At 71.7% G+C, this 18,866-nt stretch carries 17 protein-coding genes; 10 read left to right on the forward strand and 7 right to left on the reverse strand.

All coding sequences use genetic code 11. The features are described from left to right. Positions 1-35: 35 nt before the first annotated feature. From ACFYOY_RS17730 to ACFYOY_RS17740, 3 genes are all read left to right on the forward strand, one after another. The gene (locus ACFYOY_RS17730) at positions 36-1,022 is read left to right on the forward strand and encodes a hypothetical protein (protein ID WP_351881175.1); all 987 of its coding nucleotides are present in this window, start codon (positions 36-38) and stop codon (positions 1,020-1,022) included. A gap of 105 nt (positions 1,023-1,127) precedes the next feature. Next, a complete protein-coding gene (locus tag ACFYOY_RS17735) occupies positions 1,128-2,537 on the forward strand; it encodes a CoA transferase (protein ID WP_351881173.1) in 1,410 nt (469 codons plus the stop codon). Positions 2,538-2,845: 308 nt separating this feature from the next. Then, entirely contained in the window at positions 2,846-3,736 is an 891-nt protein-coding gene (locus ACFYOY_RS17740; protein WP_351881170.1) for an aminoglycoside phosphotransferase family protein, read from the forward strand. A 69-nt stretch (positions 3,737-3,805) separates the two neighbouring features. Here ACFYOY_RS17740 and ACFYOY_RS17745 read toward each other — a convergent pair whose 3' ends face one another. Further along, complete coding sequence (locus ACFYOY_RS17745) at positions 3,806-4,897, reverse strand: Gfo/Idh/MocA family oxidoreductase (protein ID WP_351881167.1); 1,092 nt, start codon at positions 4,895-4,897, stop codon at positions 3,806-3,808. Between the two features lie 26 nt (positions 4,898-4,923). Further along, a complete protein-coding gene (locus ACFYOY_RS17750; RefSeq protein WP_388587916.1) occupies positions 4,924-5,394 on the reverse strand; it encodes a nuclear transport factor 2 family protein in 471 nt (156 codons plus the stop codon). Between the two features lie 189 nt (positions 5,395-5,583). On the opposite strand from ACFYOY_RS17750, the gene ACFYOY_RS17755 reads away from it, so the two are divergent. Together ACFYOY_RS17755 and ACFYOY_RS17760 are read left to right on the forward strand one after the other, a co-directional pair. Beyond that, a complete protein-coding gene (locus ACFYOY_RS17755) occupies positions 5,584-6,165 on the forward strand; it encodes a helix-turn-helix domain-containing protein (RefSeq protein WP_351881161.1) in 582 nt (193 codons plus the stop codon). Positions 6,166-6,298: 133 nt separating this feature from the next. Then, the gene (locus ACFYOY_RS17760; protein WP_351881158.1) at positions 6,299-7,258 is read left to right on the forward strand and encodes an NADP-dependent oxidoreductase; all 960 of its coding nucleotides are present in this window, start codon (positions 6,299-6,301) and stop codon (positions 7,256-7,258) included. Positions 7,259-7,285: 27 nt separating this feature from the next. Here ACFYOY_RS17760 and ACFYOY_RS17765 read toward each other — a convergent pair whose 3' ends face one another. The 3 genes from ACFYOY_RS17765 to ACFYOY_RS17775 are packed head-to-tail and all read right to left on the reverse strand — an operon-like array spanning position 7,286 to position 10,871. Further along, the gene (locus ACFYOY_RS17765; protein ID WP_388587920.1) at positions 7,286-8,488 is read right to left on the reverse strand and encodes an acyltransferase family protein; all 1,203 of its coding nucleotides are present in this window, start codon (positions 8,486-8,488) and stop codon (positions 7,286-7,288) included. Beyond that, entirely contained in the window at positions 8,485-9,894 is a 1,410-nt protein-coding gene (locus ACFYOY_RS17770; protein ID WP_351881152.1) for a polysialyltransferase family glycosyltransferase, read from the reverse strand. The genes ACFYOY_RS17765 and ACFYOY_RS17770 overlap by 4 nt, the downstream gene beginning before the upstream one ends. Beyond that, positions 9,894-10,871: a glycosyltransferase family 2 protein gene (locus ACFYOY_RS17775; RefSeq protein ID WP_078641949.1), complete on the reverse strand. Its 978-nt coding sequence runs from the start codon at positions 10,869-10,871 to the stop codon at positions 9,894-9,896. Before ACFYOY_RS17775 ends, ACFYOY_RS17770 begins: the two co-directional genes overlap by 1 nt. Before the next feature lie 223 nt (positions 10,872-11,094). Between ACFYOY_RS17775 and ACFYOY_RS17780 the strand changes: the two genes are divergently transcribed. The 5 genes from ACFYOY_RS17780 to ACFYOY_RS17800 all read left to right on the forward strand — a co-directional run bounded on the left by ACFYOY_RS17780 (position 11,095) and on the right by ACFYOY_RS17800 (position 17,475). Continuing rightward, positions 11,095-12,420 carry a DUF6716 putative glycosyltransferase gene (locus ACFYOY_RS17780; protein ID WP_351882240.1) on the forward strand — a complete coding sequence of 442 codons (1,326 nt, stop codon included), beginning with the start codon at positions 11,095-11,097 and terminating at the stop codon, positions 12,418-12,420. Between the two features lie 194 nt (positions 12,421-12,614). Further along, positions 12,615-13,823, forward strand: coding sequence for an acylneuraminate cytidylyltransferase (locus ACFYOY_RS17785; RefSeq protein ID WP_351881149.1), 1,209 nt, complete (start codon positions 12,615-12,617; stop codon positions 13,821-13,823). After that, positions 13,824-14,756, forward strand: coding sequence for an N-acetylneuraminate synthase family protein (locus ACFYOY_RS17790; protein WP_351881146.1), 933 nt, complete (start codon positions 13,824-13,826; stop codon positions 14,754-14,756). Positions 14,757-14,872: 116 nt separating this feature from the next. Continuing rightward, a complete protein-coding gene (locus ACFYOY_RS17795) occupies positions 14,873-16,048 on the forward strand; it encodes a hypothetical protein (protein ID WP_351881143.1) in 1,176 nt (391 codons plus the stop codon). A gap of 206 nt (positions 16,049-16,254) precedes the next feature. Continuing rightward, positions 16,255-17,475, forward strand: coding sequence for an amidohydrolase (locus ACFYOY_RS17800; RefSeq protein ID WP_388587982.1), 1,221 nt, complete (start codon positions 16,255-16,257; stop codon positions 17,473-17,475). Between the two features lie 151 nt (positions 17,476-17,626). Here the strand turns inward: ACFYOY_RS17800 and ACFYOY_RS17805 are convergent, their stop codons facing one another. After that, on the reverse strand, positions 17,627-18,115 hold the full coding sequence (locus tag ACFYOY_RS17805) for a hypothetical protein (protein WP_351881140.1): 489 nt from the start codon (positions 18,113-18,115) through the stop codon (positions 17,627-17,629). A gap of 220 nt (positions 18,116-18,335) precedes the next feature. Further along, positions 18,336-18,860 (reverse strand): RibD family protein, encoded by a 525-nt coding sequence (locus ACFYOY_RS17810; protein ID WP_388587925.1) that lies wholly within the window; start codon positions 18,858-18,860, stop codon positions 18,336-18,338. Positions 18,861-18,866: the final 6 nt, after the last annotated feature.

The following is an 18,866-nucleotide window of genomic DNA, read 5'->3' on the forward strand; positions in this document are numbered from 1 at the left end:
TCTCGGGTACCTCCAACGGACTTGGAGCTCACCGCATGAGACGTGTCGCCACCTTATTCAGCGCCCTCACTCTCGCCACCCTCAGCTGGACCGCCGCCCACGCGGCCCCTGCCCCGTCCCCCTCCGCCAAGGGAGCCGGAACCTCCGTCTCCACCGAGGAGCAGCGCGCCGCCGCCCGCTTCTGGACGACGGACCGGCTGCGCGCCGCCCAGGACGTCACCGCCCTGCCCGCCGCCCGCACCGCGAAACTCGCGACCGCCCCACCCACCACGGGCGAGCGGGTGAGTGTGCCCCCGCTCCCGGGTCCCGCCGCCGCCACCTCCGCGCCCTCCACCCGGGCCACGTCCCCCACCGCCTGGACCGGCGGCGGCCTGATCAGTACCACGGCGGGCAAGGTCTTCTTCCAGAACGCCTCGGGCGGCACCTTCGCCTGCTCGGCCACCGTCGCCAACAGCGACAACCGGTCCGTCGTGCTCACCGCCGGCCACTGCGTCGTGGACGCGGCCACCGGCACGGGCTACCGCAACTGGGTCTTCATCCCGGGCTACACAGGCGGCAACCGCCCCTACGGCACCTTCTCCGCCCGCAGCCTCTTCTGGGAGCCCCAGTACGTCTCCACGCGGGGCAACGCCAACTGGGACTACGCCTTCGCCGTCATGAACACGTTGAACGGCCGCACTCTGGCCGAGACCGTGGGCGCGCAGGGCATCGCCTTCAACTCGCAGACCGGCCGCCATGTCCACTCCTTCGGCTACGGAGGCTCCGCCGCCGAGGGCAACGGCGAGCGGCTGAACCACTGCGAGGGCAATGAGTTCCCCGACGCGGGCCGCCCCGGCTCCACGATGTGGGGCATCGACTGCGTCCAGACCGGAGGGTCCAGCGGAGGTGGCTTCCTCGCCGACTTCTCGGGCGGCGGGGGCTATCTGATCGGCAACATCAGCGTCAGCGCCGGTGCGAACGAATACCACCCGACCCTCGGCAATGAGGCCCTCGACCTCTACCGCCGGGCGGGCGCCGCATAGGCCCACCACCTACCGTGTACGGCCCGCCCTCTCCGTCCCCGATCAGGAGGAGGGGGCGGGGCACTCGCCGCGGGGCGGGCCGGAGCCGCGGCGCACAATGAGCGCATGACGAGGAGCGACGCACCACCGGACCCCGCCACCGCCCACGCCTGGAGTGCCCTCGGCGGCGATCCGGCGCTGCTGGGGAACGTGGCATACCGCGCGGTGAGCGGGGGACTGCCCGCCCGGTTGCCCGTGGCCGAGCTGGCCCGCGCCACCGTGGGCGTGTGCTCGCTGGCCGCCGCCGAACTGGGCGCGCGGCGCTCCGGCGGGGCCGTTCCGGCGGTACGGGTCGACGAGGGCGCCGTCGCCACCGCGTTCGTCAGCGAACGGCACCTTCGTATCGACGGCCGGAAGCCCACCAACTTCGCCCCGCTGTCCGGCTTTTGGCGCGTGGCCGACGGTTGGGTCCGTACGCACGCCAACTACCCGCACCACCGCGACCGGCTGCTCACCGCCCTCGGCCTGCCCGGCGACAGCGGGCCGGACGAGCTCGCGGCGGTGCTCGTGGCCCGCCCCGCCCGGGTGATCCAGGAGACCGTATATGCGGCGGGCGGGCTGGCCGTGGCCGTGGCGGAGCCCGGCGAGAGCGAGATCCCGCTTGCCGGGCTGCCGTTGATCGAGTCCCGGCGGATGGGGGAGGGCGCCCCGTGCCCGCGCCCGCTTCCGGAGGCGGCCCTGCCCGCGCGCGGCGTGCGCGTGCTCGATCTGACCCGGGTCATCGCCGGGCCGGTGGCCACCCGCACCCTGGCGCTGCTGGGCGCCGATGTGCTGCGCATCGACTCCCCGGGGCTGCCCGAGGACCCGGACGCACACGCCGACACCGGCTTCGGCAAGCGCTCCGCCGCACTCGACCTCGGCGCGCCTGAAGGCCGCCGGACCTTCGAGGCGCTGCTCGCCGACGCCGATGTGGTGGTCACCGGCTACCGCCCCGGTGCGCTCGACCGCTTCGGCCTCGCCCCGGACGCCCTGCTGGAGCGTCACCCCGGGCTGATCGTCGCCCAGCTGTGCGCATGGGGCTGGTCCGGGCCCTGGGTCGGGCGGCGCGGTTTCGACAGTCTGGTCCAGGCGGCGACCGGGATCGCCGCGGTCGAGGCGAAGGCCGACGCCGACACCGACGCCGACGGTCACCCCGGTGTGCTGCCCGCCCAGGCGCTCGACCACGGCACCGGCTATCTGCTGGCGGCGGGGGTGCTGCGGGGACTGACGGAGCGGCAGGAGGTGGGCGGCGGGGGTCATTTGCGGCTCTCGCTGGCGGGCACGGCGTCCTGGCTTCTGCACGATATAGCTCCCGTGCCCCGGGGCGGCGGCCCCGCCTACGACCCGGCGCCCTGGCTGGCCGAGGCCGCGTCGGGCCTCGGCATGCTGCGGTACGCCTGCTCGCCGATCGCTTCCCCGGACGGCTCCCTGGACGGCTCACTGGACTGGGCCCGTCCGCCCGGCCGCTTGGGCGTCGACGCTCCGCGCTGGCTCTGAGCCCGGACAGGGGCGGACTTTTCCCCTCCCCGCCCCTTCCCGAAACCGGGGCTCCGCCCCCGGCCCCGCTCCTCAAGCGCCGGAGGGGCTGGATGGGGCTTCGCCCTCGGGGCCGGGGGCTGGGGCGGATCTCTGTCACGCGGCGGAGCCGCATATCGGTGCTGCGGGAAGGGGCGGGGAGGGGGCGTTCGCCGCAGGTGTCTCCACCCGCCGGGCACCCCCTGATGCCCTCCGGGCAAATTGGGTTGCCGCCGGGCCCTCCCCTGGCGCGTAGTGGTGTCCCACACGACTCAGGAAGGGCGGTGCCGATGAGCGCGAGCACGATGCACGCCGACGAACGGCCCATCGACGTGGCTCTCGTACGGCGGCTGCTCGCCGCGCAGTTCCCCCGGTGGGCGGAGCTGCCCATCGAACGGTTCGCCTCGTCGGGCACCGTCAACGCCCTGTTCCGGCTCGGTGGCGACCTCGCCGTACGGCTGCCGAGGATCGCGGGCGGCGCCGGGGACGTGGAGCGGGAGCACCACTGGCTGCCACGGCTCGCCCCCGCGCTGCCGGTCCCCATCCCCACGGTGCTCGGCGAGGGCGCGCCGGGCGACGGATTCCCCTGGCCGTGGACCGTGCACCGCTGGCTCGACGGGGAGAACCCGCGGGAGGGGCGGGTCGCCCGGCCCGGGCGGCTCGCCGCCGATCTCGCGGAGTTCATCATCGCGCTGCGCGGTATCGAGCCCGCGGAGGGTCCGCCCGCCTACCGGGGCGGACCGCTGCGGGAGGTGGACGAGGAAACCCGCACCGCGCTGGGCCGGTTGCGCGGGACGATCGACACCGGGGCGGCGGCCACCGCATGGGAGCAGGCGCTGGCGGCGCCCGGCTGGGACGGGCCACCGGTGTGGGTGCACTCCGATCTGATGCCGGGCAACCTGCTGGTCGCGGACGGCCGGCTGAGCGCGGTCATCGACTTCGGAACCGCCGGGGTGGGCGACCCCGCCTGCGATCTGATCCCGGCCTGGAATCTGCTCCCGGCGCCGGTACGGAAGGACTTCCGCACCGCGCTCGACGTGGACGACGCCACCTGGACCCGGGGCCGCGGCTGGGCCCTGAGCATGGCGCTCATCCAGCTTCCGTACTACCGCGAGACGAACCCGACGATGGCGGCCAACGCGCGCCATGTCATCGATCAGGTGCTGCTGTCGCCGTCATGACGAGCAGGGGCCCTCTCCCCTCGCCGCGCGGCGAGGGGAGCCCTCGCCGCGAGCCGGCGCCCGCGGCGTTCACGCCGCCGTCTGTCCGGGCGCTGCCCGCTCGATGGCATCCATGAGCCGGTGGCGCGAGTGGGCGTGGGCGAAGTCGGGGACGGTGTGGGTCCCGTCCCGGAGGTCCTGTGCCAGGTGTGTGTAGAGGGCGGCGACGTTCCGGGCGGGGCCGGTGAGGCCGTCGGGGATGTCGGCGGAGTACTCGGCGGGCACCTCGAGCGGGGACACCTGTGTGTCGGCGCCGAACCCGGCATGGAGCGTGAGGTCGGCGACCTGGATGTTGCCCCAGGCGGAGGTCAGTACCAGGTCGCCGTCGGTGCCGTTGATCTCCCAGCGGAAGTTGTCACCGCGGGAGCGGCCGCCGCGGTAGAAGACGGAGGCCGCCGCGCCGGACTCCAGGGTGCCGATGAGGGAGATCTGGTCCGGGGCGGTCACCGGCAGGACGGCGTTCCGGTCGTCGGTCACGGTCACCTCCGTGCGTCCGAGGACCAGGTTCGCCGACAGATGGACCAGTTCGCCGAGCGTCACGTTGAGCGCGTCGACGGCGTGCAGGGCGGCGCCCGCAAGAGGTGTGGCGCCCCGCGTCCGGTCGTACCAGTACGCGTGGGAGCGTGTGGTCTCCCCGTTCCAGACCATGCCGGAAGCCACCAGGGTGGTACCGAGCACCCGGCCGATCCGGCCGTCCTCGATCAGCGCGCGGGCGTAACGGAGCGCGGGGTGGTAGCGGCCTTGCAGACCGATCGCGGTGCGCACTCCGGCGGCCTCGGCGCGCCGGGTCAGCTCGGTGGCCTCCGCCAGGTCCAGGGCGAGGGGCCATTCGGCGTAGACGGTCTTGCCCGCGTCGATCGCCGCCGAGATCAGTTCCCGGTGATGGGGGACCTTGACCGCCACCACCACGACGTCGACACCCGGATGGGCGATGAGGTCGGCGTAGTGGTCGAAGGCGGCCTCCACCTCGAACTCCTCCGCGGCGGCCCGCGCGGATTCGCGGCGCGAGGTGCTGAGGGCGCGCAGTTCGAAGTCCGGATGTGCCTTCAGCGCGGGGATATGGCTGAGGGAGGCCCAGCCTCCCCGGCTGCCGCCGATGATGCCGACACCGATGGGGGTCATGCTGTCACTCCTGTGGGGTTCCGTGGTCACTTCTTCGGTGCCGTGGCCGGGGGCGTCCAGTTGGGGACGGGGTCCACCCGGAACCGGGACAGTACGGTGCTGGAGATGTACCAGCGGCCGTGGATCTTCTGGTAGGTGTCGCGGTACTGGCCGTAGCCGTGGAAGCCGGACTCCCGGGGTGAGCCGGGCGGGAAGCTGACGTGGTCCTCCATCGCCCATATCCCGGACGCGTGGTCGCCGTTCACGCTGATCTCCGGCAGAAAACCCTGATGGACGGTTGGGGCATCACCGATCAGCGCCGCCGTCCGCTCCGCGAGCTCTGTGCCGCTGTGGTATTTCGCGCCGACGTCAATGGTGGGGCGCTCGGTGAACAGCGCCGCCAGCTTCGACCACTGCTTTGTGTCGATATAGCGGAAGTAGCGGGCCTTGAGCTGCTGGATGTCCTGAATGTCGGCCAGCTGCCGCGTCGTCGCGGATGGGGATTCGGGTCCGGGCATGCCGGGTTCCTTCCGTGGGCGGCCCCCGCGAGGGCCGGACGTACGGGGACAGGGTCCGCGGCCCCGATCGAGAGGGTCCGCGGCTGCCGACAGGGAACACTATGTGGAACGTATAGTCAAAAAATCTTCTTGTTCGATGACCGTCATTGAATCTTGACCGCTCATTCCTGATTGGCGTACGGTGCGGCTATGGCGCGGATCAGGGAGTTCGACACCGAGGCGGCGGTGGACGCGGCGATGAATGCCTTCCGCCGCAAGGGCTACGAGGGCACCTCGGTGCAGGACCTGGTCGACGCGACCGGCGTGGGGCGCGGTTCGCTGTACGCGGCGTTCGGCAGCAAGGAGGGCCTCTATCTGGCCGCCCTGGACCGCTACCGCCTGATGTACGCGACCCCCCTGGTGGACATCCTGCGCTGCGGAGCTCCGGCTCGTGAGCTGCTGCGCGAGGTGCTGGTGGGCGTGGTGGACGAGGTCGTGCGCGATGGCAGCAGGCGCGCCTGTCTGATCGTGGGCGCTTCGGCGGAGCGGGTCGCGCACGACCCGAAGGTCGCCGCGCATCTCCGTGCGACGGCCTCGTCGCTGGAGGACGCGCTGTGCGAGGTCGTGGCCGAGGCGCAGGCCCAGGGTCAGCTCGGCAGCGCCCGGGACGCCCGGGACGTGGCCCGGTTCCTGCTGTCGGTGATGCAGGGGCTGCGGGTGATGGGCTCGATCAACCCTGACCGCCGCGCGCTGATGGCCTCCGCCGAGGTGGCCCTGGACTCCCTCGGCTGAGGCGGCCGGGACCGCTGAGTGCGTATGCGCATGGGCGGAAAATGGAATGTACGATCAAAAAATTTTACGGAAACGTGTGCCGGGCAACAGTGAACGCCCCACCGACGCACCAGCTCGATCCGAGGAGACGACCATGAAGGCTGTAGGGCTGACCAGTTTCGGCGGGCCGGAGGTCCTGCGCACCTTCTCCCTGGCCGAACCGCATGCCGGCCCGGGAGAGGTGCGGATCCGCGTGCACGCCGCCACCGTCAACCCGGGGGACACGCTCCTGCGCAGCGGGATGATCGACCTGGGCGCCGTCGAGCCTCCCCACATCCCCGGGATGGAAGCCGCCGGGGTGCTGGACGAGATCGGTGAGGGTGCGGACACCGACCTGCGGCTCGGGGACCACGTGATGGCGATGGTCATGCCGATCAGGCCGGAGGGCGGGGCCTACGCCGAATATCTCGTGCTGCCCGTCTCCTCGGTGGCCCCGGCACCCGCCGGGGCCGGCCACGTCCGGGCGGCGACCCTGCCGATGAACGGCCTCACCGCGCGCCTGGCCCTCGACCGGCTGGATCTCGCGCCCGGCCGGACTCTCGCCGTCACCGGTGCCGCCGGTGTGGTGGGCGGGTACGTGGTGCAGTTGGCCAAGGCCGACGGGCTGCATGTCGTCGCGGACGCCGCGCCCGCCGATGAGGAGTTGGTGCGGTCCCTGTCCGCGGACGTCGTGGTCCCCAGGGGGGACGACATCGCCGATCGGATCCTGGATGCCGTACCCGGCGGCGTGGACGGGATAGTCGACGCGGCCCTCATCGGCTCGGCGCGCCTGGCGCCCGCCATCGGCGATGGCGGCGGAGTGGCCGTACTGCGTGACGAGGACTCACGAGCCGTCAGCCCCGCCGAACTGCGTCGGCGTTCGCTCTCCTACCGCGTGATCTACGTCCCCGACTACGTCAGTGACCGCGCCCGGCTTAACACCCTGCGGCGCCAGGCCGAGAGCGGTGTTCTGACCCTGAGGGTGGCCCGCACCCTTCCCGCCGCGCGGGCGGCCGAGGCCCACCGGCTGCTGGAGGCCGGTGGGACGCGGGGCCGCATCGTTCTCGAATTCTGACTACGGGACCGACCCCGGGTCGCTCTTTCAGAGCCGGACCGTGGTCAGCGAGCGCTTGATCACCGGGGTGAGCTTCTGTTCGACGAAGCGGTAGAGCAGCCAGCCGAGGCCCAGCATCACCAGCACGGTCAGGGCGAACGTCCCGTAGGAGGGGATGCCCAGCTTCTGGTGGAGGATCCAGACGACCACCCAGCCCAGATGCTCATGGACCAGGTAGAACGGGTAGGTCAGGGCGCCCGCCACGGTCAGCCAGCGCCAGTTCGCCCAGTTCAGCTTGGAGAGCGCGATCAGCGTCACCGCCACATAGCCGAAGGCGACCACGCCGATGATGCCGACGGCCGAGCGGTAGGAGAAGGCGTCGATGTTGGCCGGGTGCCACAGCTCGCGGATCGCGTAGTGCTGGCCGATCAGGAAGCTGATCCCGATGATGCCCCAGGACAGGGCGTCGTGGCCGAAGCGGTGGAGCAGATAGATGCCCATGCCGCCGATGAAGTACGAGGAGTACTCCGGCATCAGGACGACGTCCAGCAGCGGCAGGTTCGCCGCCTCGGCGAATGCCGAGCCCAGCGTCCAGACGGCGCAGAAGAGCACCACCCGATGCCGGGTCGCCCCCGGCAGCACCACGAACAGCGCGAAGAGGGCGTAGAACCGCAGCTCCGCCCAGAGGGTCCAGCACACGCCCAGCACCCGGTCCACCCCGAGTGGCTGCTGCAGCATGGTGAGGTTGACCAGCGCGTCGCTGGGCGACACCGCCTTGTAGGTGACCCAGGGGAGCGCGAAGACGGCGGTCACCAGGATGATCGCGACCCAGTAGGCGGGGTAGAGGCGGGAGACGCGCGAGGCGAAGAAGGAGCGCAGCGGCCGTCCCCATCCGCTCATGCAGATGACGAAGCCGCTGATGACGAAGAAGATCTGGACGCCGAGACAGCCGTAGGCGAAGTAGCTGGAGAGGGTGGGGAACTGGGCGCGGGGCGAGGAGCCCCACGCCTGGGCTATCTCACCGTCGCGGCCGCCGTAGTGGTACGCGGCCACCATGAGCGCGGCGAGCAGCCGCAGCCCGTCCAGCGCCCGCAGCCGCACCGGATGGCCGCCGCCGCGCGCGGCCGCCTTGGCGGTGCGCTCGGCGGATCGCTCCAGGGCGATGTCGGGGGCGCGCGGCGGCGCCGGCGTGGGAGCCGTCGCCGCCGCGGTGGATATCGGCCCGGCGTCGGGGGCGGGCGGCGCGCTCATCCGGTGACCGTCCGCTTGAGGGCGGCCCGCTTGATGGCCCGGGCCCGGCGGGCGACCTTGCGCACCGTCTCATTGCGCGGGATGAAGGCCAGCTGCGAGGGGACCGCCCCGGGCAGGGCGAGCGCGGTCAGCCGGCGCTTCTTGAAGTAGCGCCAGGTCTGGTTGTCCAGGTGGGCGGCCAGATAGCGCTCGGCGGCGGGCCGCAGATCCGGGTAGATCTTGGCCTGCATGCAGAAGCCGACCGCGGCGACCAGCCCGGTCAGCTTCTTCCCCGCCCGCTCGTCCACCCGCTGGGCGGCGGCCACCGCCTTGTGGTCCTCGAGGTCGGGCAGCAGCGCGTCCACGATCGTCACCGGCATGCGGTTGCTGTTCTGGTACGGGGTGAGCCGCTCCAGCAGCGTATCGGTGCCGATCCGGGCCACTGGCAGTCCGTAGAAGACGTCGGCGGTGAGCAGCGCGGTGGAGAAGCAGCCGATGACCAGGGCCGGACTCATCCGCTGGTACAGCACCTCGGCCAGGACCGGGGTGTCCATGACGGTCAGCTCCGCGCCCAGCTCCGCGGCCTTCTTCTCCAGCATCCGCGACCAGCGGGCCGGGGCGGTGGGGTGCGGCTTGAAGACGACGGTGCGGTGGCCCAGCGCCACGGCGCCGCGCAACATCCGCACATGCAGCGCTTCCTCCTCCTGCGGAGTGAGGATGTCCAGCGCGGACAGATACTGCCCGAGCATCAGCGCCGGGCCGTTGCCGACGGCGATCCGCTCGCCGGCGGAGACGACACCGCGCGGGGCGGCGTCGGCGACCTCGGTGAGCACCTTGGTGAACACCTCGGTCGGCAGGATCTCCGGTTCGACACCGAACTCGGTCAGCAGCAGCGGCCGCAGCCCGGGCACCAGGTCCAGGTGGAGCAGCCGGCGGATCCGGGTGCCGATCAGCGGGTCCAGCTTGTTGCGGGTCGGGCCGTAGCTCATCAGACCGTCGGCGTAGACGTCGATGGGCGCGCCCTGGAAGACATTGGCGACCGCCATCGCCGGGTTGACCTGGATGGACTCCAGGACCAGCTCGATGTTGTCGTCGCCGAGGTTCCACAGCAGCCGCAGATGGCGCTCCCACAGCGGGGCGTCGTCCAGCCGCGGGGCCCAGCCGCCGGGGTGGAACGGCGAGATCGCCTCGTTCCAGGAGAGCACCCGGTCGAAGCGGCCGCGCAGCCGCTCGAAGCCGGGCATCTCGTCGACCGGCGGGGTGGTCTCCGGCGTCGCGGCGTTATTGCTGATCAGCAGCAGCCGGCGGTCGGCCGGGCCGACGCTGTCCGCGTCGATCGCGGCCGCGAGGGTCGCCGCCCCGTACAGGGTCGAGGCGAGGAAGATCTGGGTGCGCTTGCGCTCCGCCAGCGGCTTGTAGGCGGACATCAGGCCGCCACCTCCGCCCCGGCGGGCCGGCGCTTGACTCGCCGCAGGCGTGCGGCGCGCTCGTAGTCCATGGAATCCAGTGCGTCCTTCAATACGTCCTGGGGCATGCGTTTCATCGCCGCCGCCGACATGGATCGGAGTTTGCGGGCCACTTGTGGTTCGAATCTCTCGATGTTGCCCAGGTGGTGGGAAATGATCGCGCAATAGGTGCGGACGGCCTTCGGCAGCAGGGCGTCGGCGTCGCGGTCCCGCGCGGTTTCCTCGATGACCTGGTCGAATGCGCGAATGAAGTCGAGCTGCCGCACATCTCCGATCTGGGTGAGCGAGGAGGAGACCCCCCGCCGGTAGAACACCCCGTGCACGCCGAGGACGGCGAAGCTGCGGGCCTCGCGGTGCAGCCGCCAGATCCAGGGCCGGTCCTCGGCGGTGCGCAGCCCGTGGGTGAAGTGCAGCAGCCCCTCGTCGGCCAGGCGGCGGTGGTACATGCCCGCCCAGGCATAGGGGTAGTCGACGGAGGTGGAGCGGTCGGCCGGGAGGATCGCGTCCCGCGGGTTCATCACCACATTGCGGCGGCCGTGCGGCACCCGGGTGATCGAGCGGGCTCGCGCGGTGCACTGGACATGGTCGGTGCGGACGAAGTCGCACCCCAAGTCCTCGATCGCGGCGAGCATTTGCTCGTAGTAGCCGGGGGCGAGCCAGTCGTCGCCGTCGAGGAAGGTGATGTACTCGCCGGTGGAGTTGTCCAGGCCGGTGTTCCGGGCGGTGGCCAGCCCACCGTTCTTCTCGTGCCGTACATAGACGGCCCCCGGAAGGTCGCGTTCGGCGCGCTCCAGGATCTCCGGCGTCCCGTCGGTGGCACAGTCGTCGACGAGAATGAATTCGAAGTCCTCACGCGCGTTCGCGCGCAGACTTCTGAGCGTGTCGGGGGCATAGGTCTGCACGTTGTAGAACGGCACGATGACGGAGAGCTTAACCACGCGGGTGACGCTAGGTCGCTGGTCGGCATTCGTCTTGACCTAGGGTGTACGTAGAGGTGAACGAAACACGTCGGAACGGTTAACCCGCCGCTCCAGCCAGCCGATTCTCCAATCGTCGATGTTCTGTTAACCCTTTGTTGCTCTTGCGTTGGGCCGTGAATCGACAACGCTTCCTAGCGTCTGCGACGTGTCCTCACGTACCAAATCCCCTGTGCGAGTCGCCGTGCTCGCCGACTCCGACACCCGGTGGAAATGGGGCGCGCTCACCGCGCATCGCCTCGTACCGGACGAGTCGGGCTCAGCCTCGGGCCGTCGCCTCGACGGCTTCCTGCTGCGCGGCCGCGCCACGCCGACCGCCCGGCAGCTCACCGAGGTCGGGGTGCGCGCCGACGCGATGCGCGAGGTCACGGGCGTGGAATTCGTACGGGCCGTGGACCGTGAGCGCTATGACGTGATCGTGCTCTCCCTGGTCGGCGGCGCCGTCCAGGCCATGCTGCACGGACTGAGCCACGCCTGGCAGGACGACGAGCGCCGCCCCGTGGTCGTCACCGGCTATGTCGGTGTCGTCTACGAGAAGCTGGCCGACGGTCTGCTGCTGCGCCACGGCGCCGATGTGGTGCTGGCCAACTCCCGCCATGACGCGGACCGCTTCCGCGACGTCTACACGGGCGTCGGCGCCGACGGGGACAGCGTCGTCGAATGCGCGCTGCCCTTCCTCGGCGGCGACCGCTACGACGCGAAGGCGCGGCTGGCGCGGAAGTACCCCGGCGGCACGGTCGTCTTCGCCGTCCAGCCGTCCGTCCCGGACAACCGCGCCGACCGCACCTATCTGCTGCGCCGCGCGGTGGAGCACGCGCGCCGTCATCCGGACCGCGAGGTCGTGGTCAAGCTGCGCAGCAAGCCCGGCGAGCACACCACGCATATCGAAGAGCTTCCCTACCAGAAGCTGATCGCCAAGTTCGGCGACGATCTGCCCGCCAACTTCCGGCTCGCCTACGGGAACATGGGCGAGGTCCTGGACACCGCGGACCTGCTGGTCACGGTCAGTTCCACGGCCGCCCTGGAGTCGCTGCACCGCTCCATACCGACCGCCGTCCTCACCGACCTCGGGGTGCGGGAGACGCTCGGCAACCACCACTTCCTCGGCTCCGGCTGTCTCGCCTCCTGGGACCAGCTGGACGCCGGGCACCTGCCGGAGCCGAACGCCGAGTGGCTCAGCCGCCAGGGCGTCGCCGCCGACGGGCCGTACGAGACCTGGTTCGACGCCGCGCGGGAGCGGGTCGCCGAGCTGGCCGCCGCACCGACCCTCCCGCCGCTCGCCCCCTTCTACACCCCCACCACCGCACCCGGATATCTGCCGGGCCGGCTCGCCCGGTACGGCTTCGAGCCGGACGGCTCGCCCCGCCCCGGGGCCTCCGCCGAGGACGAGGCACAGGTCTCGGCGTTGCGGCGGGTGGTGCGCAACACGATGCGCGAAGCGGCCCGCGGTGCCTACCGCCACGGCGTGCAGCGGGTGGCCCCGGTCATCCGGCGGATGGGGGAGCTGTGAGCAGGGGGCACCGCCCAGCGGTAGCTGGGGGAGTGCGCGCGGCCGCCGGGTCGCGGCCGACGACGATGCCCGCACCTCTGCGCCGCGCGGACGGAGAAGCGAACAAAAAGACGGCTGTGAGCGACGACGTGCGCGCGAACCAGGAGGAGGCCGGGACGGCCTCGATCACCTCTGCAACCCCTGAAGGAGCCGCCATGACCGCCCCGAGCCCGTGCGTGCTCGCCGTGATCCCCGCCCGCGGCGGGTCGAAGGGCGTCCCCGCGAAGAACCTCGCCGCCGTGGGAGGCGTGCCGCTGGTCGTTCGCGCCGTCATGGAATGCCGGGCCAGCCGGCTGGTGACCGACGTGGTCGTCTCCACCGACGACGCCGGGATCGCCGCCGCCGCCCGTGGTGCGGGCGCCGTGGTCATCCAGCGGCCCACCGGCATCGCCGGTGACACCGCCACCAGCGAGGCCGCGGTGACCCACGCCATGGACGCGTACGAGGCGTCGCACGACACCACCGTGGACGTGGTCCTGCTGGTGCAGTGCACCAGCCCGTTCATCATCCGCGAGGACATCGACGGAGTGGCCGCGGCGGTCGCCGAGAAGGGCGCCGACACCGCCCTGACCGTGGCCCCCTTCCACGGCTTCGTCTGGCGCGAGGGCGAAGACGCCCAAGGAGACGCGGCGGACGGCGGCGACGGGGTCAACCACGACAAGTCCTACCGCCCGCGCCGCCAGGACCGCCCCCAGGACTTCCTGGAGACCGGCGCCGCCTACGCGATGGACGCCCGCGGCTTCCGCGAGGCCGGGCACCGCTTCTTCGGCCGCACCGACCTGGTGCGCACCGATCCCGCCCGGGTGCTGGAGATCGACGATCCGCACGATCTGGCCCGCGCCCGCGCGCTCGCCCCGCTGCTCGACGCCGAGCGGCCGGGCGCCCTTCCCACTCGTGACGACATCGACGCGGTGGTACTCGACTTCGACGGCACCCAGACCGACGACAGGGTGCTGGTCGACTCCGAAGGACGCGAACTCGTGGCCGTGCACCGCGGCGACGGGCTCGGGATCGCCGCCCTGCGCCGCGCGGAGCTGGCGCTGTTGATCCTGTCCACGGAAAAGAACCCGGTCGTCGCCGCACGGGCCCGCAAACTCCAGGTCCCCGTGCTCCACGGCATCGACCGAAAAGATCTCGCACTGAAGCAGTGGTGCGAGGAGCAGGGCATCGCGCCGGAGCGCGTGCTCTACGTCGGCAACGACGTCAACGACCTCCCGTGCTTCGGCCTTGTCGGCTGGCCCGTGGCGGTCGCAGGTGCGCACGACGTCGTGCGCGGCGCTGCACGTGCGGTCACCTCCACCCCCGGAGGGGACGGCGCGATCCGCGAGATCGCCTCGTGGATTCTCGGAAAGGAACTGTCTTAAGTGAGCTCCAACTCTCGCCTCCGCACCCTCGGCGACAAGATCGCCGGTCCCGGTCACCCGGTCTACGTCACCGGTGAGATCGGTATCAACCACAACGGCGACCTGGAGAACGCGTGTCGGCTGATCGACGCTGCCGCCGAGGCCGGCTGTGACGCGGTCAAGTTCCAGAAGCGAACCCCGGAGATCTGCACCCCCCGTGACCAGTGGGACATCGAGCGTGACACCCCCTGGGGCCGGATGACCTACATCGACTACCGCCACCGCGTGGAGTTCGGCGAGGCCGAGTACACCGCCATCTCCGAGCACTGCAAGAAGCGCGGTATCGACTGGTTCGCCTCCCCGTGGGACACCGAGGCCGTCGCCTTCCTGGAGAAGTTCGACGTCCCGGCCCACAAGGTGGCCTCGGCCTCGCTGACCGACGACGAGCTGCTGCGCGCCCTGCGCGCGACCGGCCGTACGGTCATCCTGTCGACGGGCATGTCCACCCCCAAGCAGATCCGCCACGCGGTGGAGGTGCTGGGCAGCGACAACATCTTGCTGTGCCACGCCACCTCCACGTACCCGGCCAAGGCCGAGGAGCTCAACCTGCGCGTGATCAACACGCTGCAGGCCGAGTACCCCAACGTGCCGATCGGCTACTCCGGCCACGAGACCGGTCTGCAGACCACGCTGGCCGCCGTCGCCCTGGGTGCCGCGTTCGTCGAGCGCCACATCACCCTCGACCGCGCCATGTGGGGCTCGGACCAGGCCGCCTCCGTCGAGCCGCAGGGCCTGACGCGGCTGGTCCGGGACATCCGCACCATCGAGGAGTCCCTCGGTGACGGCGTCAAGAAGGTCTACGAGAGCGAGCTCGGCCCGATGAAGAAGCTCCGCCGTGTCGCGGGCGTCGTCGCCGAGTCCGACTCCGCCGACCGCGAGCCCGCCGCGGTCTGAGGCACTCTGCCGTGAATCCTCCGGCCGGTGAGCCCGGCCCCCGCCCGGAAGCGGCGGGCACCTCTGACGCGTCAGGGGCTGCCCGCCGCTTCCGGGCCCTGCCTTTGGACGGTGCGATGGTCTCCGCTGCCCCCCTTGCCCCTCTGGCCACGCTTGCCTTCGTCGAGAGCCCGGTTCAGCTGCTGAACGTGCTGGAGTGGGCGTACGCCGACGCCCAGCGCGCCGGAGGCCCGGCGGCCACGGCGCCCCAGGACCTCACCGTGGTGGTGCTCTCCCCGCACGACCCGATGACCCGCGGCCAGCTGCGCCGGATGGCCGAGCTGGCGCGGGACGAGGGATTCGCCGTGCGCTGGGAGGACGCGCGGGGTGGGGCCGGTGCGCCGGTCAAGACCATCGGCGGGCTGCGCGGACCGCTGCGCCGGGCCGCGCGGATCGTGATAGGAGATCCGTTCTCCCGCTATGTCCAGCTGCTGCTGACCCTCACCCGCGCCAAGGACCTGGTCGTGGTGGACGACGGCACGGCCACCATGGAGTTCATCTCCCAGCTCGCCAAGGGGGAGCCCCTGGTGCGCTGGCACCGGCGCGGCAACCGAGGACCGCGCGACATGGTGTTCGCGCCGGTCTCCGCCACCGCGCGGCGTCGGCTCACCCCGGGCGCCAAGCGCCGGGTCGAGGTCTTCAGCTCGATGCCGGTGGAGCCGCCCGCCGGGGTCACCGTCACCGCCAACGACTTCGCCTGGACCCGGGCCCGGTTCGGCCCGCCCCGGCTCACCGGCGGCACCGACCTGGTCGGCACCTCCCTGGTGGAGACGGGCGTGGTGGACCTGGAGCGCTATCTGGAAGCGGTCGGCTCGCTGACCCGCGCCCATGGCGCCACCCGCTACTTCGCCCACCGCCGCGAGAGCGCCGAGAAGCTGCACCGGGTCTCGGCCGAGGTGGGTCTTGAGATCGTACGGCCCGATCTGCCGCTCGAGCTGATAGCCCGCCGAGGCCCCATCGGCCACACGATCGTGAGCTTCCCCTCGACCGTGGTGCACACCCTGCCACTCGCGCTCGTGGGCACCGGCGTGCAGGTCGCGGTCTGCGATGTGGACCCCGCCTGGCTGACCAGCAACGCCTCCCCGCGCGCCCAGGGCTTTCTGTCCGGAGTGACCGGGACGGCCCGCGATGTGCGCCGGCTGAGCTCGGGGCCGCCGACGGACCCGGCTCCGCCGAAGGGTTCGGTCCCGCCGAGGGACCCGGCCCCGCCGGGGAGCCCGGGTTCGCCCGCGGCACCGGTCGCCGCGTCCTGAGCCGCTGAGCTCCTGAGCTCGTCGCCCGTACGGCCGTGTGGCGCTTCTCACCCGCGACCGGCCGCAAAACGGTCTTTTATACCCCCTGACTAGGGGGATCATGCACCGCGCCGGGTACTTTTGCGTACCCGAAGAGATTGAATTTTTGTTGATCGACATTCGGTGGGCCCACCTGGCGTTCTACGCTTCTTCAGGTGAAGCAATTGATGTCCCTCGATGCGACCGATGCCACACCCGCCGAAGCGCCGGCCCTGCCCGGCACGCTCCCCGACGAGCTGCGTGCCGAACTCATCGCCTTCCGGCGCGATGTACATATGCACCCCGAGCTCGGCAACTGCGAGTTCCGCACCACCGCCGCGATCAAGGCGCGGCTGGAGCAGGCGGGACTCGAGCCGCGGGTGCTGCCGTCCGGCACCGGCCTCATCTGTGACATCGGCCCGCGCGATGGCGTAGCGCCCCTGCTGGCCCTGCGCGCGGACATCGACGGACTGCCCATCCCCGACACCAAGACGGTCGACTACCGCTCGACCATCGCCGACCGCGCCCACGCCTGCGGCCACGATGTGCACACCACCGTGGTGCTCGGCGCCGGTCTGGTCCTGGCCGAGCTGGCCCGCGAGGGGCGGCTGGCGCGTCCGGTGCGGCTGCTGTTCCAGCCCGCCGAGGAGGTGCTGCCCGGCGGCGCGGCCGACGCGATCGAGCAGGGCGTGCTGGACGGCGTCGGCCGGATCCTGGCGCTGCACTGCGACCCGAAGGTCGAGGTCGGCCGGATCGGGCTGCGCGTCGGGCCGATCACCTCGGCCTGCGACCGGCTGGAGATCTCGCTGGACGGGCCGGGCGGCCACACCGCGCGCCCCCATCTGACCACCGACCTGGTGACCGCCACCGCCAAGGTGATCACCGAGGTGCCCGCGCTGCTGGCCCGCCGGGTCGACGCCCGCTCGGGCCTGGCCGTCACCTGGGGCCGGGTGGAGTCGGGCCATGCCTGCAATGTGATCCCGCAGCACGCCGAGCTGTCCGCCACGGTCCGCTGCCTGGACCTGCCCGCCTGGCGGGAGGCGCCCGACCTGGTGCATGCCGCGGTGGACGAGATCGCCACCCTGCACCGCGCCAAGTCGGAGATCAACTACATCCGCGGGGTCCCGCCGGTGGTCAACGAGGCGAGCTCCGCCGAGCTGCTGCGGGACGCCATGATCGCCCGCCGCGGCGCGCACGCGGTCGAGGACACCGAACAGTCGCTGGGCGGCGAGGACTTCTCCTGGTACCTGGAGCGGGTGCCGGGAGCGATGGCCCGGCTGGGCGTCCGCCCGGTCGGCGACACCACCCGGCGCGACCTCCACGCGGGCGACTTCGATGTGGACGAGGACGCCATCGCGGTGGGCGTGGAGCTGTTCACGGCCGCCGTGCTGCTGGACCGGAACGCGTAGCCCTGGCGGGCGGAAGAGCCTAGCCGCGGCGGTCGGGCGGCATGCGCGCCGCCCGGCCCCCGCACCCGGCCGCGCTCGTACCGGACCGCCAGCGCCTCTGCAATACCCCCCCTCGTCCAGCCTTCGGGCCGGACGAGGGGCTTTGGGCGGGTCATGCCCGGCGGGATGCCCCGTCCGGCCAGACGACATCCACGGGGATGTCCGCCTCACGCGCCTGCTGCACCACGTCCGCCGTCCCGCCGCCCTTGCCCGTGGGCGGCCGGCCGTTCCACACGGCCACCAGCCGATCGGCACGTCCCAGCAGCACGGCGTTCGCCGCTTCGTACGCGTGACGGTCTGCCGTGACATGAGGCATCACCAGCACTTCGTCCGCTGCCTCCACCAGCCGGTCGAAGGTTTCGGCATGCTCTGGCTTCACCTTCGCCTGCCGATAGTCCTCCGAAGGGATCACCACGGCCAGGCGCCCGCCCGCGGCCAGGACCGCATCCGCGAAGAGGCTGTCGCTGCCTTTCGCGATGCACGACACTCCTACCAGGCTGGAGGGCTCATAGGCGGCAAGGATCTTGTCCAGCTCTCCTCGCACCAGCGGCACCGACGCGTCGGTGATGTCCATGTGCCCCGTCACAGCGATCGTCGTCATTGCGGCTTCCTCGTTATGCGGTCAGCAGGCTCCGGATGCTACCGCGCACGTCAGCCACGGCCCGGGGTGCGCCGTCTCCCACTGTGTAGGGGTACGGCTGTGCCAGTTGTGCGCGCAGTCTGGCTCCGGTGACGGCCCCCCGGACCCATGGACCGGGCGGGTCGCTGGTGTCTGGGTCCCCGTACCGGACGACGGCCCCGGCAGCCCACCTTCGGACCGCTCAGCGCAGCGGGCGTGCGATCGGCCTGACGTCTGGGCCGGACCGCGCCACGTCCACCAGCTCGCATCGGAGGATGTCGCCAATCGTCTCGATGGTGCCGCCTTCGCGTCCGCTCTTTCCGCGACCGAGGAGCGCGGGCGCGATGTAGGCGACGATGCGGTCCACCAGCCCGGTCGACACGAACGACGCGGCGAGAGTGGGGCCACCCTCGAGGAACATCCCACGCACGCCGCGCTGGTGCAGTTCACGGAGGAGCGCCTCCACGTCCAGGCCGACCTTCGCACGGGGCAGCCGTACGACGGTGGCCACGCCGTCCAGGTGGGAGGCGTCGGCGTCATCGGCGACGGCGATCATGGTGGGTGCGGCATCGTCGAGGACCCGGGCATCGGCTGGGGTCCGGGCGTTGGTGTCGACGATCACGCGCCATGGCTGCTCATCAACCGGCACGGCCACCTTCAGCTTGGGGTCGTCCTTCACCGAGCGCACGGCGAGGTGGGGATAGCGGACCACCTGCGTCCCCGTCACGACGGA

The organism is Streptomyces sp. NPDC007875, from assembly GCF_042868035.1.
GTDB lineage: Bacteria > Actinomycetota > Actinomycetes > Streptomycetales > Streptomycetaceae > Streptomyces > Streptomyces antimycoticus.